Annotated in this window: 9 protein-coding genes; 4 read left to right on the forward strand and 5 right to left on the reverse strand. The window is 75.0% G+C overall.

Features of this window, described 5'->3' with window-relative positions; all coding sequences use genetic code 11:
* Positions 1-46 precede the first annotated feature (46 nt).
* The 3 genes from ACFCX4_RS26745 to ACFCX4_RS26755 all read right to left on the reverse strand — a co-directional run bounded on the left by ACFCX4_RS26745 (position 47) and on the right by ACFCX4_RS26755 (position 2,170).
* Positions 47-931 carry a DUF6039 family protein gene (locus ACFCX4_RS26745; RefSeq protein WP_376147348.1) on the reverse strand — a complete coding sequence of 295 codons (885 nt, stop codon included), beginning with the start codon at positions 929-931 and terminating at the stop codon, positions 47-49.
* Positions 928-1,227 carry an acyl carrier protein gene (locus ACFCX4_RS26750; protein ID WP_376147351.1) on the reverse strand — a complete coding sequence of 100 codons (300 nt, stop codon included), beginning with the start codon at positions 1,225-1,227 and terminating at the stop codon, positions 928-930. The genes ACFCX4_RS26745 and ACFCX4_RS26750 overlap by 4 nt, the downstream gene beginning before the upstream one ends.
* Before the next feature lie 124 nt (positions 1,228-1,351).
* The gene (locus tag ACFCX4_RS26755; protein WP_376147354.1) at positions 1,352-2,170 is read right to left on the reverse strand and encodes a hypothetical protein; all 819 of its coding nucleotides are present in this window, start codon (positions 2,168-2,170) and stop codon (positions 1,352-1,354) included.
* A 411-nt stretch (positions 2,171-2,581) separates the two neighbouring features.
* On the opposite strand from ACFCX4_RS26755, the gene ACFCX4_RS26760 reads away from it, so the two are divergent.
* The 3 genes from ACFCX4_RS26760 to ACFCX4_RS26770 are packed head-to-tail and all read left to right on the forward strand — an operon-like array spanning position 2,582 to position 7,979.
* Entirely contained in the window at positions 2,582-4,084 is a 1,503-nt protein-coding gene (locus tag ACFCX4_RS26760; RefSeq protein WP_376147357.1) for a class I adenylate-forming enzyme family protein, read from the forward strand.
* Positions 4,081-5,493 (forward strand): serine hydroxymethyltransferase, encoded by a 1,413-nt coding sequence (glyA, locus tag ACFCX4_RS26765; RefSeq protein ID WP_376147360.1) that lies wholly within the window; start codon positions 4,081-4,083, stop codon positions 5,491-5,493. The genes ACFCX4_RS26760 and glyA overlap by 4 nt, the downstream gene beginning before the upstream one ends.
* Complete coding sequence (locus ACFCX4_RS26770; RefSeq protein WP_376147363.1) at positions 5,490-7,979, forward strand: amino acid adenylation domain-containing protein; 2,490 nt, start codon at positions 5,490-5,492, stop codon at positions 7,977-7,979. The genes glyA and ACFCX4_RS26770 overlap by 4 nt, the downstream gene beginning before the upstream one ends.
* Positions 7,980-8,052: 73 nt before the next feature.
* On the opposite strand, the gene ACFCX4_RS26775 is transcribed toward ACFCX4_RS26770, so the two are convergent.
* Together ACFCX4_RS26775 and ACFCX4_RS26780 are read right to left on the reverse strand one after the other, a co-directional pair.
* Entirely contained in the window at positions 8,053-9,141 is a 1,089-nt protein-coding gene (locus ACFCX4_RS26775) for a DNA glycosylase AlkZ-like family protein (RefSeq protein WP_376147366.1), read from the reverse strand.
* A gap of 160 nt (positions 9,142-9,301) precedes the next feature.
* Positions 9,302-12,235, reverse strand: a complete 2,934-nt coding sequence (locus tag ACFCX4_RS26780) for an MFS transporter (RefSeq protein WP_376147369.1) — start codon at positions 12,233-12,235, stop codon at positions 9,302-9,304.
* 155 nt (positions 12,236-12,390) lie between these two features.
* Here ACFCX4_RS26780 and ACFCX4_RS26785 point away from each other — a divergent pair, with 155 nt between their 5' ends.
* Complete coding sequence (locus tag ACFCX4_RS26785) at positions 12,391-13,590, forward strand: NAD(P)/FAD-dependent oxidoreductase (protein WP_376147371.1); 1,200 nt, start codon at positions 12,391-12,393, stop codon at positions 13,588-13,590.
* The last annotated feature ends 47 nt before the right edge of the window (positions 13,591-13,637 follow it).

The following is a 13,637-nucleotide window of genomic DNA, read 5'->3' on the forward strand; positions in this document are numbered from 1 at the left end:
CGCGCGGGTCGCGCGGGCGGGCCCCGGACCGGCCGGACGGGCCGGGTCAGGCGCGGTGGCTGGGGGCCAGCAGGGTCTCCGTCATGGTGCCGTCGACGAACAGCTGCTCCCAGGTGCCGCCGCCCTTGAAGCCCGGGATCCACTGGCGGGAGAGCAGGTCCCGCATCTGCGGGTCGTGCGCGGCCAGGCCGTCGAGCTTGGCGTAGGCGTCCATCGAACCGAGGTGGATCATGGTGTGCAGACGGTCCTGCCGGCCCCACATCTCCTCGAACAGGAAGGCCGTCGCCTCGCCGGGCAGGGCGTCGTTCACCGCGTTGCCCCACGCGTAGAGGAACGCCCGCGCCTCGTCGCGGACCGCGTAGCGGGCCTGGACCACCCGGTGCAGGGTGAGAGCCGAGTTGGCGGAGTGCAGCAGCTGCTCGGCCGGGAGGCGGGTCTGGAAGCGCGCGGCGGGCTGGAAGGTGTCGCCGGCCCCGTGGTCGCCGTGACCGACCCCGTGCTGCGGGCAGATGATCGTCTCGCTGATGCTGCCCTCGACGAAGATCCGCTCCCAGCCGCCACCGCCCTTGGTCGGCAGCCGGTCAAGGTCGGTGACCTCGCGCCACTTCTTGTCGTGGTCCACCTTGTCCAGCAGACGGGCGTAGTCGTTGGGCTGCTTGAGGTGCAGGATCCAGTGCAGCCGGTTGTACGTGCCGAACAGCTCCTCGTAGAGGAAGACCGAGACGTGGCCGACGTCGCCGGGGTTGATCAGCTCGACCAGCTCCGAGGCGAACTGCAGTCCCTCGGCGCGGTGTTCGTAGGTGATCAGACCGCTGCGGTGCACGATGAAACCCGCGTTGGCCGTGTTCAGGGTCTGCTCCAGCGGCACGCTGCTCTGCAGGTGGGCCGGCCGGAATTCGCGCAGCGGCGCGCGGTTCGCCGGGGAGTTCATCGCGGGTTCCCTTCGGTGGAGACGGTGACGGCGTTCCCGGTCGCCAGCATGACCTCGGCGAGGCGGCGCGGCGTGGGGGCCTTGAACAGGTCCGCGAGGCGCAGCTTGCAGCCGGTGCGCTCCTCGACGCGGCCGAGCAGGGTGATGCCCAGCAGGGAATGACCGCCGAGGACGAAGAAGTTCGAGTCCGGGCTGATCTCGGGGCCGCCGGTGCCGTCGCGGTCGAGCAGCTCCTGCCACAGGGGCATCAGGAAACGGAGCAGTTCGTCGGACTGCCCGAGGTCGGGGGTGGCCAAGTCGGCTCTCCTTCGGTTCTGCGGTTCCGGGACGGCCGGGTTCGGGCCGCCGCGGGGCCGGGAGGTGCGGGTGCGGAGGTACGGCAGCGGAGGTAGGGCTGCGGAACGGGAGCGCGGGAGCGGGTCAGCGCGGCGCCGCGCGCAGCAGGTCGTCGACCACCCGGGCGGTCTCGGTGCTGCGCATCAGCCCGGCGTGGGAGACGTCGAGGTGGATGGCGCGGGCCACCAGGCCGACCCGGTCGGCCGGGGCGTAGCAGTGCAGACCGGCGTCCGGGCCCGCGCTGTTCACGGCGGTGGCGCCGGCCCAGCGGGCCCGGTCGTCGAGCGCGTCCGCGGCGGCGATCCAGTACAGGTAGGAGGTGGAGATGCCGATGAACTCGGCGATCCGGTCGGCCGGCAGACCGGCCCGGGCGAAGGCGGGCTCCACCGCGGCCCGGACGAGTCCGGCGTACTGCTCGGCGAGCCGCGGCAGGTCGCCGTCCAGGTCGAGCCGGTGACCGGCGCGGACGGCTTCGGCGGTCTCCTCCGGGCCCAGCAGACCGGCCAGCCGCCGGGTGATCAGCGTGTCGTAGGAGTCGGCGAGCATGCCGGCCCGGGCGGGCTCGGGGTCGAGCAGGATCAGCCGGGGCGGGTCCTGCCAGCCGGCGATCCGCTCGGCGAGCGCGCCGGCGTAGAGGGCGCCGGTGCAGAAACCGAGGACGGCGTGCACCGGCGTCCCGGCGGTGCGGACGTCGTCGAGCCACCGGGCGACCAGGTCCGCACCGGTCGGACCGGCGCTCCCGGGCGGCGGGGCGGTCTCCCAGAAGGTGTGGTCCGCGGTGAGCAGCTCGGTGAGTTCGGCGAAGGTCGCGACCGGGCGGCTGGTCGCGGGGAAGTCGCAGGCCAGTACGAGGCCGGGGCCCTCGGCCGCGCGCAGGACGTTCCACGCGCCGGGTAGCGCCATCGGGGTCTCCTCGTGCCGTCGTGGTCGGGTCGTCGCGTACTCGGGTCGCGCGTGTTCGGGGCGTTCCGGCCCCGGGGTCCGGTGTCCGGAGTGCCCCGTCGCGGGCGCGTCCGGTGCCGGGGCGTCCGGCGGCGGACGCGGCCCCTGGGCGGAACCTCCCCCGGGCCGGCGTGCTCCGCCGTCAGGATTTCCGCCGGGTCGGCCCCCGGTCTGCTCGGTAGTGAGCGTTCGGCGCCGGGCGCCGGGGAGCGGCGGGCACCGCCGGGCACGGCTTGGGGCCGAGCGCTCAATCCTGGGCATCGTCCGGCGCCCGCTGTTCGTACGGTCGGGCGGTGCGGAACTTCCGCCCGTACGCCCGCACCCCCAGTCCGCCGGTGACCGAGCGTCGCCGGCGGGAAGAAGGAGTCCTCGATGGCCGAGCGCGCCTACACGCCGGAGATCACCACCGGTTTCACCGTCCACGACCTGCTCCGTCGGCGGGCCGAACTCCAGCCGGACCGGATCGCGTTGAACGTCGACGACGGGCCGGTGCTCAGCTACGGCGAGTGGGACCGGCGGTCCAACGCGGTGGCCCGCGGGCTGCTCGACGCGGGCGTCGGACGCGGGCAGGTCGTCGGTCTGGTCTTCGACGGCCTGGACTGGATCGACTACGCGGTCGCCTACCTCGGGGTGCTCAAGGCCGGGGCGACCGCGACCCACCTGAACCAGGACGTCGGCACCGAGGAGATCGTGCGCCGGATGGAGTGGACCGGTGCGACCGCGCTGCTGCACGGCGAGGACGTCGTCCCACCGGCCGCGTTCACCGGGCCGACCGGGACGGCCCGGGGCATCGCGAGCGCCGACAGCACGGATCCGCTGGTCCCGGTCGAGGTCACCGACATCGCCGACATCCTGTTCACCTCCGGCACGACCGGGCCGGCCAAGGGGTCGACCTCCCCGCACGGCAACCTCACCTACGGCCGCGGGCCGGAGGGCTTCCACCTGTTCGGCGACCCCGAGCCGCTCCTGACGCCGATGCCGCTGGGCACCACGGCGAGCGCCACCACCGTCAACTTCTCCATCCACACCCCGTCGACCCTGGTGATCTGCCCGATCGACGCCCCCGAGCGGATGGCCCAGCTGATCGAGAAGCACCGGATCGGCTCGATCATGATCACCCCGTGGCTGGCCATGCAGCTGGTGCACAGCGGTGCCACCGGGCGCTACGACCTCAGCTCGGTCGAGACGATCGCCAACGCCTCCACCGCCCTGCCGCCGGCGATCGCCCGGAAGCTGCTCGCGGCGATGCCGGGCGCCCGGCTGAACATGTCCTACGCGGCGTCCGAGGCGGTGCCCGCCTCGATCGGCCACACCTTCGACCCCGAGCGGCCGATGGCGACCGGCCGGCCGACCCGCAGCTCCGAACTGCGGATCGCGGACGAGGACGGCGCGGAGGTCCCGGCCGGCACCCTCGGCGAGATCTGGCTCCGCAGCCCCGCGCCCAAGCGGTACTACTTCGACAACCCGGCCCTCAACGAGAAGGTGCACGCCGACCGCTGGACCCGCACCGGCGACCTCGGCCGGGTCGACGAGGACGGCCTGCTGTACTTCTTCGACCGCCGCAACGTCGCCGTCCGCACGGCCGCCGGGCTGGTCTCCACCGTCGAGGTGGAGGCGGCGCTGTACGAGCACCCGTCGGTCCGCCAGGCCGCCGTCTTCGGCCTGCCCGCCGACGGGGACGACCAGAGCCTCGCCGCCGTGGTCGCGCTCGCGGACCCGGCCGCCCTGGCGGAGCTGCCCGGCTTCCTCGCCGCGCACCTCGCCCCGGAGCAGGTCCCCACCCGCTGGGAGCTCGTGGACGTCATGCCGCGCAGCGCGAACGGCAAGGTGCTCAAGCACGTCCTCCGCGACCGGCTGACCGGGCAGGCCGGGTGACCCGCGTGTGGAACCCGGGCGGGCCCGGCGGCCGCGCCGCCGTCACCCCGCACACCGCCCTGCTGCTCCGGGGCCTGAGCGTGCTGGAGCAGCAGGACCCGGTCCTCGCGGACCTGCTGGACGACGAACTCGCCGAACAGAGCTGGACGCTGGCCATGGTGGCCTCGGCCAGCATCGCGGCTCCCGCGGTGCTGGCGGCCGCGGCCGCGGTGCTCTCCAACCTGACCGTGGAGGGCTACCCGGGGGCGCGCTACCACCCCGGCTCGCGCCACTTCGACAAGGTCGAAAGGCTCGCGGAGGTCCGGGCCCGGGCCGTCTTCGGCGCGCAGTACGCCAACGTCCAGCCGCACTCGTGCTCCAGCGCGAACCTCGCGGTGCTGTCGAGCCTCCTGCCGCCCGGCGGCGTGCTGCTCGGCCTCGGCCTGGACGCCGGCGGCCATCTGACGCACGGTTCGTCGGCCTCGGTCACCGGCCACCACTACCGGGCGGTCGGCTACGGCGTGGACGAGGACGGCTGGATCGACTACGACGGGGCCCACCGGCTGGCGCGCGAGCACCGGCCGGGCGTCATCGTGGCGGGCGCCAGCGCCTACCCCCGGCAGATCGACTTCGCCCGCTTCCGGGAGATCGCCGACGACGTGGGCGCCTACCTCCTCGCCGACATCTCGCACATCGCGGGGCTGGTCGCGGCGCAGGAGCACCCCAGCCCGGTCGACCTCGCGCACGTCACCACGACCAGCACCTACAAGCAGCTCGGCGGGCCCCGGGGCGGCCTCGTCCTGATCGGGGCCGAGCACCGCACGCCCGGCCCGGACGGCCGCACCACGCTCGCCGACCTGGTCGCGCGCGGGGTGTTCCCGCGCACCCAGGGCACCCCCAACCCGGCGGCCGTCGCGGCGAAGGCCGGCGCCTTCGGACTGCTCGGCGGTGACGCCGCCCGGCTCACCGCCCGCCGGACGGTGGAGAACGCCCGGGCCGTCGCCGAGGGCCTGCGCGGGCTCGGGCACCGGCTGCTGACCGGCGGCACCGACAACCACATGGTGGTGGTCGACCTCCGTCCGAGCGGCGTCAGCGGGCTGGTGGCCGAACGCGCGCTGGAGGAGTGCGGCATCCTCGCCAACCGCAACCGGATCCCCGGCGACACCCGGCCGCCGATGGTCACCAGCGGGCTGCGGCTGGGCACCAACTCGCTGGCCCAGCGCGGCATGGGGCCGGCCGAGATGGCGCGCTGCGTCGCCCTGGTCGACCGCGTCCTGACCGGTGTGGTGAGCCTCGACGACACCGCCTACACGCTCGACCCGCACCTGCGGCGCGCGGTGCGTGCCGAGGTCCGGGAGCTCTGCGCCGGGTTCCCGCTGCCCGGCTACCCGATCCCGCCCCTGCCCACCGGCCCGGAGGTCCCGCAGTGAGCACCCTCCCCTCGCCCGCCGACGCGCTCGTCCGGCTGACCGCCTACCGGGCGGGTGCGGCGGCGCGCCCCGCCGCCGCACGCGGCCGGGTCACCGGTCCGGCCGGGCCCCCGGGCACCGGCCGGGCGGTCCGGACCCTGGCGGACCGCCTGGGCACCGGGGCCGACGCCGTGCTGCTCGCCGCGTTCGGGGTCCTGACCGCCCGCTACAGCGGGCAGTCCACCGTGGCGTTCGGCCTGCTGTCGCCCGGCACGGTCCGGACGGCGGTCCTCGACACCACGGGCGATCCCGCCGTCGGGGCCGTGGTCCGGCAGGCCGCCGAACGCCTCGCCGAACCGGACGCCGAACCGACCGGCGGACCGACCGGCGGACCGGCGGACGGGCCCTCCGGCGGCGGCGCGGCCCCGTCGGCGCCCACCGGCGAGCAGGCCCATGTCGGCTTCGCGCTCCGGCCGGTCACCGACCGCCCGCCCGCGCCCTACGGGGAGCTGACCCTGGGCGTCGGCTGGGAGGGCGAGGAGCCGGTGTTCGACGCCGAGTTCGACACCGGGCGCTTCGACGACGACGCCGTCCACCGGCTGCTGGGCCACCTGCGCACCCTGCTGGCCGCGGCACTGGCCGACCCCGGCGTGCCGGTCTCCCGGCTGCCGCTGCTCACCGGGGCGGAACTGCACACCGTGCTGGTGGAGTGGAACGACACCCGGGCGGACCTGCCGCTGCACGACGGCACCGTGCACGGCGCCTTCGCCCGCCGGGCCGCCGAACGGCCGGACGCCGTCGCGCTGGTCGAGGGCGGGCGGCGCCACGACTACGCCGGGATCGACGCCGCGGCCAACCGGCTGGCCCACCACCTGCGCTCGCTGGGCGTCCGGCGGGGGAACCCGGTCGGTCTGGCGCTGCACCGGTCCGCCGACTTCCTGATCGCCACCCTGGCCGTCATGAAGGCGGGCGCCGCGTACGTCCCGCTCGACCCGGCGTACCCGCAGGCCCGGCTGCAGAGCATGCTCGCCGACGCGGCCTGCCCGCTGGTGGTCAGCCACAGCGACCTCGCGGACCGGTTCGCCGGCACCCCGGTGGCCGTCCTGGAGCTCGACACGGCCGCCGCCGCGATCGCCGCGCAGGACTCCGCCGCGCCCGCGGAACCGGTCGGCCCGGACGACCTCTGCTACGTCATCTACACCTCCGGATCGACCGGCCGGCCCAAGGGCATCGCGCTGCGCCACGGCGGGGTGCTCAACAACCTGCTGGACCTGAACACCCGCTACGGCGTCGGCCCCGGCGACTCGGTGCTCGCGCTGTCCTCGCTCAGCTTCGACATGTCGGTCTACGAGTTCCTCGGCCTCACCGTGGCCGGGGGCACCGTGGTCGTCCCGGAGCGGGGCCGCGAGAAGGACCCGGCGCACTGGGCCGGTCTGCTGCGCCGGCACCGGGTCACCGTCTGGAACTCGGCGCCGCCGCTGCTGGAACTGCTGGCCACCCACGCCGAGCGGACCGGCGCCGACCTGTCCTCCCTGCGGCTCTCCCTGAACGGCGGCGACTGGGTCCCGCTCACCCTCCCCGACCGCGTCCGGGCGCACGCCCCAGGGCTGCGGTTCGTCGTCCTCGGCGGCGCCACCGAGGCGTCCATCCACTCCACGGTGTACGAGGTCGGGCGGGTCGACCCGGCCTGGGCGAGCATCCCCTACGGCCGCCCGATGGCCAACCAGCGCACCTACGTGCTCGATCCGGCCGGGCAGCCGGTACCGGCCGGGGTGGCGGGCGAGCTGTACCTCGCCGGCGACGGACTGGCCCGCGGCTACCTCGGCGCCGGGGAGCTCACCGCGGCCCGGTTCGCCGAGTGGTCGTACGGCCCGGTCCGCGGCGAACGGCTCTACCGCACCGGCGACCTGGTGCGCTACGGCGCCGACGGAGTGCTCGAACTGCTCGGCCGGATCGACTTCCAGGTGAAGATCCGGGGCGTGCGGATCGAGACCGGCGAGGTGGAGGCGGCGGTCGCCGGGCACCCCGCCGTGCAGGCCTGCGTGGTGGCCGCGCACGGCGCCGCGGAGCGTGACCGGCGGCTGGTCGCCCACGTGGTGCTCCGCCCCGGCCGGACCGCCACCGCGGCGGAGCTCCGCGAGTACGCGGCCGGCCTGCTGCCGGCCGCGATGGCACCGGCCGCGGTCGTCCTGCTCGACGCCCTCCCGCTGACGCCGAACGGCAAGGTGGACCGCCGCTCGCTGCCCGCCCCGGTCCCGGCGGCCCGGGCCGCCGGGGGGCGCCCCGCCGACGCCTGGGAGGAGCGCGTCGCCGAGGCCTGGGCGGAGGTCCTCGGCATGGACGAGGTCGGGCGGGACAGCGACTTCTTCCAGGCCGGCGGCGACTCCCTGAGCGCGATGCGGGTGGCCCAGCGGATCGACCCGGGGCTGCCGGTCACCGAGCTGTTCACCCACCGCACGGTACGGGAACTGGCCGCCCGGCTGCGCGCCCTGGCCGCCGCCCGGTGAACCCTTCACGGTGGGCCCGGCACCCGTGAACCCGGCTCGGTGAACCCCGCTCGGTGCGCCCTGCCCGGGAGCGTCAGTCGGCGATCCGCAGCGCGACGTCGGCGGCGCCGCGGGCCGAGGCCACGGTGGCGGCCTCGGCCCCCAGGGCCTTCGTGACGGCGGCGGAAAGCGGCGCGAACGGGGTGACGGTCAGGTCGAGCCGGCGGCCCGCCGCCTTGGCCCGCCAGACGCCGACGAGTTCCGCACCGGCCAGCACCGCGCCGGGGCCGCCGATCGCCCGCCAGATCTCCTTCTCCCGCGCCTTGTCGGGCACCAGCAGCCCGCGGTCCCGGCCCTGGAGGAACGGGTCGCCCGGGGGCAGCAGCCGCACGTCCTCCCCGGGCACGGCGGCGAGCAGCCCGTCGACCCGCTCGGCCGGCAGCCAGGCCGGCGCGCCGTCGACCCGGACCTCCACCAGGTCCCCCGGCCAGACCTTCTTGACGGCCGCGGGCCTGGTGCCGAGGAACTTGGCGGCCTCGGCCGGCGTGGCGGGCCCGTGGAACGTCAGGTAGGCGCGGACCAGTTCGCCGGTTCCGGCCGCCTCCGACGGCACCGGGAAGCGCGGGTCCAGCGGGGACAGCACGGTCCGGCCGCCCTCGGTGCCGATCGCGACGCCGCCCGCCAGGCCGGCCTGCTGGAGGAGCAGCCCGGAGATGTGCTGCGCCCCGCAGGAGGCACACCAGTACGTCAGCGCCGCGGGCACGGCCGCGCTCACCAGGGTGCTGACCTCGCCCTTGGCGGTGGGCGCGGTCACGGCGGACCGGATCGCCCCGGCGGTGGCCGTGAAGGCCGCGAGGCCGAGCTTCGCGCCCTCCTTGATCACCGCCGTGCTGATCCGCCCGGTCGCGTCCGCGTCGTCCAGCGGCCACAGCGCGGCCGCGAGCGCGGGCAGTCCGGCCCGCCGGTGCAGGTGCGGCGCGCCGCGGAAGGACCACACCGTCTCCAGTCCGTCCGGGGAGGCGCCGCGGGCCGCGAGGGCCAACCGGGCCGAGCCGCTGGGCGTGTCCTGCGCGCCGAGGACGAGGACGTCCGGGTCCGCGGACGAGCGGTCGAACCCGTGGGCCGCGACCCGGTGGGCCAGCACCTGCTCCCGGTCCACCTCGATCTGCCGATTCCCGCTCAAGGCCCTCCCCTTTCCCCGCGCTCGCGCACCAGCCCCTGTACCGTACCGGTCCCGCGCGCGGTACGCCGGACGGCGGCGGACCCGGTGTGCCGGATCCGCCGCCGTCGCCGTTCGTCCCCCGTCGTTCCCCGTCGTCGCACGGCCCGGGCGGGGCCCGCCGTCAGCCGGCGTGGGCCCCGGCCAGGCCGGCGCCGTACTGCTCGCGCAGCTCGCGCTTCAGCACCTTGCCCATCGGGCCGCGCGGGAGCCGGTCGACCAGGTGGACCTCACGCGGGGCCTGGTGGGCGGCGAGGTGCCGGGCCGCGAAGGCGCGCAGCTGCTCGGCGTCGACCGCGGGGTCGGAGGTGCGGACCACCGCCACGACCGCCTGTCCGGTCCGCGCGTCCGGCACCGCGATGGCCGCCGCCTCGCGGACGGCCGGGTGCCCGAACAGCACGTTCTCGACCTCGATCGAGGAGACCAGCTCGCCGGAGACCCTGATGGCGTCGTTGCCGCGGTCGAAGAAGTAGACCTCGCGGCGCCGCCCGAGGTAGGCGTAGTCACCGGTGCGGGTCCAGCCGTCGACGTGGGTGCGCGCGTTGAGCTCCGGGTCGAGGTGCAGGCGCTTGGGCGCCCTGGTCTGCAGCCACACCTCGCCGACCCGGCCGGCCCGGACCGGCCGGCCCTCCTCGTCGAGCAGCCGCAGCTGGGTACCCGGGCGGGGCTTGCCGACCCTGGTCGGGCGGGCCGGGTCGTAGTCGGTGCCGATGCTGGCCGGCACCGCCTCGGAGCCGCCGCCGTACGCGGTCATGATCTCCGCCTCGGGCATGAGGTCCAGCAGCGCCCGGGCGTAGCGGGCGGGGAGCTGGGCGGAGGCGATGCCGATGGTGACCACGCTGCCGAGGTCGTGGCGGTCCGCGACGCCGAGGTCCACCAGCTGCATGGCGTTCCACGGGGTGAGCATCACCGAGCCCGCCCGGTGACGCTCGATCAGCTCGCCCATCAGCTCCACGTCGTCGGCGGGACAGACCAGGATCGGTGCGGTGGTGGTGAGCGCGAAGATGCCGACGGTGCCCGCGCTGAAGACGGTGCCCAGCGGCATCGGGGTGAGGATCGGCGCCGCGCTGGTGAAGGTCTCCTGGAGCACCGAGCCCGGGCCGCGGCCGAAGCTGAGGTTGCCGTGCGGGTTGGTGAGCGGCTTGGCCGGGCCGGTGGTGCCCGAGGTGTAGAGGATGTCGGCGATGTCGTCGGCGGTGATGACGACGTCCACCGGCGAGTGGTCGCCGCCGTCCAGCTCGGTGACGGTCGCCAGCCAGCCGGGGGCGGCGCCGGCGGGGACGGCGGGCGCGGCCGGCAGGTCCTCGCTCCAGATCATGCCGACCGCCCCGGCGTGCCCGAGCCGGCGGGCGAGTTCGGCCTCGTCCAGGGTGCTGTTGAGGTGGGTGGCGGCGGCGCCGGCCTTGAGGACGCCGAAGTAGGCGACCGCGTACCCGGACCAGTCGGTGCCCTCGTAGAACAGCGCGACGCGGTCGCCCTTGCGGACGCCGCGCGCGATCAGGCCGTGGGCCACCGCGTTGGAGCGCCGGTCCCACTCCGCGTAGCTGAGGAAGGCGCCGCCGTCGATCATGATCGGCACCCGGTCGGGCTGCTTCCGGGCGAGGATGCCGAGGATCTCCGGGGCGAACCGCTTCTTCGGCCGGACCGGCCGCACCAGCAGCGCGGCGACGACCAGCGCGGCCAGCCCCAGCAGGGCGCCGCCGCCGAAGCCGTAGCGGATGCCGTCGACCAGCGCCTCCGGTGAGCCTCCGTCACGGTGCCCGCCGGCCACGCCGAACACGGCGACCAGGACGGCGAGGCCGGTGGAACCGCCGACCTGGGTCATGGCGTCGAAGAGGCTGGACGCCGACCCGGCCTCGTGGTCCTCGACGCCGGAGACCGCGATCATCGTCATCGGCACGAACATCAGCCCGTTGCCGACGCCGAAGAGCAGGAGCGGGCCGAGCACCCCGCCGAGGTAGCCGCTGTCGGCGGACAGCGCGATCAGCCAGGCGAGCGCCGCCGTGTTCAGGCCGATGCCGATGACCAGCGGCTTCTTCTGGCCGATCTTCCCGACCAGGACCTGCGCGGTGTAGCGGGCGCTGAGCAGGATGCAGGCCATCACCGGGACGAACGCCAGGCCCGCGCGCAGCGGGCTGTAGTCGCGGACGGTCTGCAGGTACAGGGTGAGGAAGAAGAACATCGCCAGGAACGCGCCGGTGAGCGCGAAGGCGACGAAGTACACGCTGCGGCGGTTGCGGTCGGCGAACATGTGCAGCGGCACGATCGGCTGCTCGACCCGCGCCTCGACCCGGGCGAACACCGCGAGCAGGACCACCGCGGCGGCGAAGCTCGTCAGGGTGACCGGCGAGCTCCAGCCGTACTGGGTGCCGAAGCCGAGGCCACCGACCAGGGCCGCCATGCCGGCGGACGACAGGACCGCCCCCGTCAGGTCGAACCGGCCGGTGCGGCGCGGGGTCTCCTTGATCGAGTACAGCGCGAGGACGGCCAGCAGCGCGCCGACCGGCACGTTGACGGCCAGCACCCAGCGCCAGGAGAGCCACTGGGTGAGCACCCCGCCGGCCAGCAGTCCGACGATCGCCCCGGCCGACGACATGCCGCTGAACACGCCGAACGCGCGGTTGCGCTGACTGCCCTGGCGGAAGTTGGTGGTGATCAGGGCGAGCACCGTGGGCGCGATGACGGCCGCGCCGACGCCCTGCAGCGCGCGGCCGGCGATCAGCATCGCGGTCGAGTTCGCCAGCGCGCCGAGCAGCGAGGCCAGCGTGAACAGGCCGACACCGGCGAGGAAGACGCGCCGGCGGCCGAGCAGGTCGCCCACCCGGCCGCCCAGCAGCAGGAAGCCCCCGAAGGTCAGCACGTAGGCGTTGACCACCCAGGAGAGCGCTCCGGTGGAGAAGCCGAGATCGCTCTGCATGCTCGGCAGCGCCACGTCGACGATGGTGGCGTCCAGGACCACCATCAGCTGGGATATCGCGATCACCGCGAGTGCCGGCCCGGTGCGCCTACGCCCGGTCCGGGCGGCCGTCGCCGCCCGGACCGTCTGCTGAACTGCCATGTAGTGCAACCCTTCGGGTGAGATCGGGAGAAGAACAGACGTTTCTCCAGCTTCCCATCCGTCCCTCCGCCCAAGCCGCTCACTCATGAGCAGAACGTGCGTCGGAATCGGCCTAGCGTGACGGCTCCACGGTTCGGCGATTGTTGGGTGACGGCATGTATGACGTGATTGTTGTGGGCGCCCGCTGCGCGGGAGCGCCGGCCGCGATGCAGTTCGCACGCGCCGGGTACCGGGTCCTCCTGGTCGACCGGTCGAAGTTCCCGGCCGACAAGCTGTCCACGCTCTACATCCAGCAGACCGGGGTGCTCCAGCTCCAGCGCTGGGGGCTGCTGGACGCGGTCCGGGCCACCGGCTGCCCGCCGCTGGACCACGTGGTCTACGAACTGGGCGACGACGTCCGGGTCGAGGGGTGCGCGGACCCGGTGGACGGGGTCACGGCCGCGTACGCGCCGCGGCGCAGCATCCTGGACCCGCTGCTGGTGGAGGCCGCGGTCGCGGCCGGCGCGGAGTTCCGCGACGACTGCGCGGTCGGCGGCCTGGTCGAGGAGGACGGGCGGGTCCGCGGGGTCCGGCTCGTCGCGGGCGACGGCCGGGAGACCGTGGAGCGGGCCCGGCTGGTCGTCGGCGCGGACGGGATGCGGTCCACCGTCGCCGAACTGACGGGCGCTCCGAAGACGGTCGAGCACCCGCGGCTGACCTGCGCGTACTACACGCTCTGGCAGGGGCCGAAGACGCACTTCGAGCTGTACGAGGGGCCGACCGGCTGGGTGTCGGCGGTGCCGACCAACGACGCCGTGCTCATCTCGGCGTACTACCCGCAGCACCGGTTCACCGAGGTTCGGGCCCGGGCGCGGGAGGCGTACCTGGAGAACGTCCGGGACAACGCGCCGGCGCTGTACGCCCAGCTGGCGGGTGCCGAGCAGGTCGAGCGGCTGTACGGCACCGGGGACCAGCAGAACTTCTTCCGCCGGGCCTGGGGGCCGGGCTGGGCGCTGATCGGCGACGCCGGCCACCACAAGGACTCCCTGACGGCACGCGGCATCTCCGACGCGTTCGCCCAGGCGCAGCTCCTCGTCGACCTGGTGGGCGGCGTGGTCGGTCCGGACGCCTCGGACGCCGAACTCGACGTCGCGCTGGGGAGGTTCGGCGACGCCCGGGACGCGGTGTTCACGGAGAACTACCAGGCGACCCTGCTGGTCGCGGAGGCGTCGGCGCGCGACAAGCGGCGGATGCTGCTGAAGGCCGTGGCGTCGAGCCCCGAACACGTCCGCCGCTACTTCAACACGGTGGCCGGGCTGCGGCCGGTCTCCGAGCTCTACACCCCGGAGCTGCTGGCGCTGCTGAAGCCGTCCTGAACGGGCGACGGCGGTGTGCTCCGCTCCCCGGCCGGGGAGCGGAGCAC

Origin of the sequence: Kitasatospora sp. NPDC056327, from assembly GCF_042261735.1 — a bacterium.
GTDB lineage: Bacteria > Actinomycetota > Actinomycetes > Streptomycetales > Streptomycetaceae > Kitasatospora.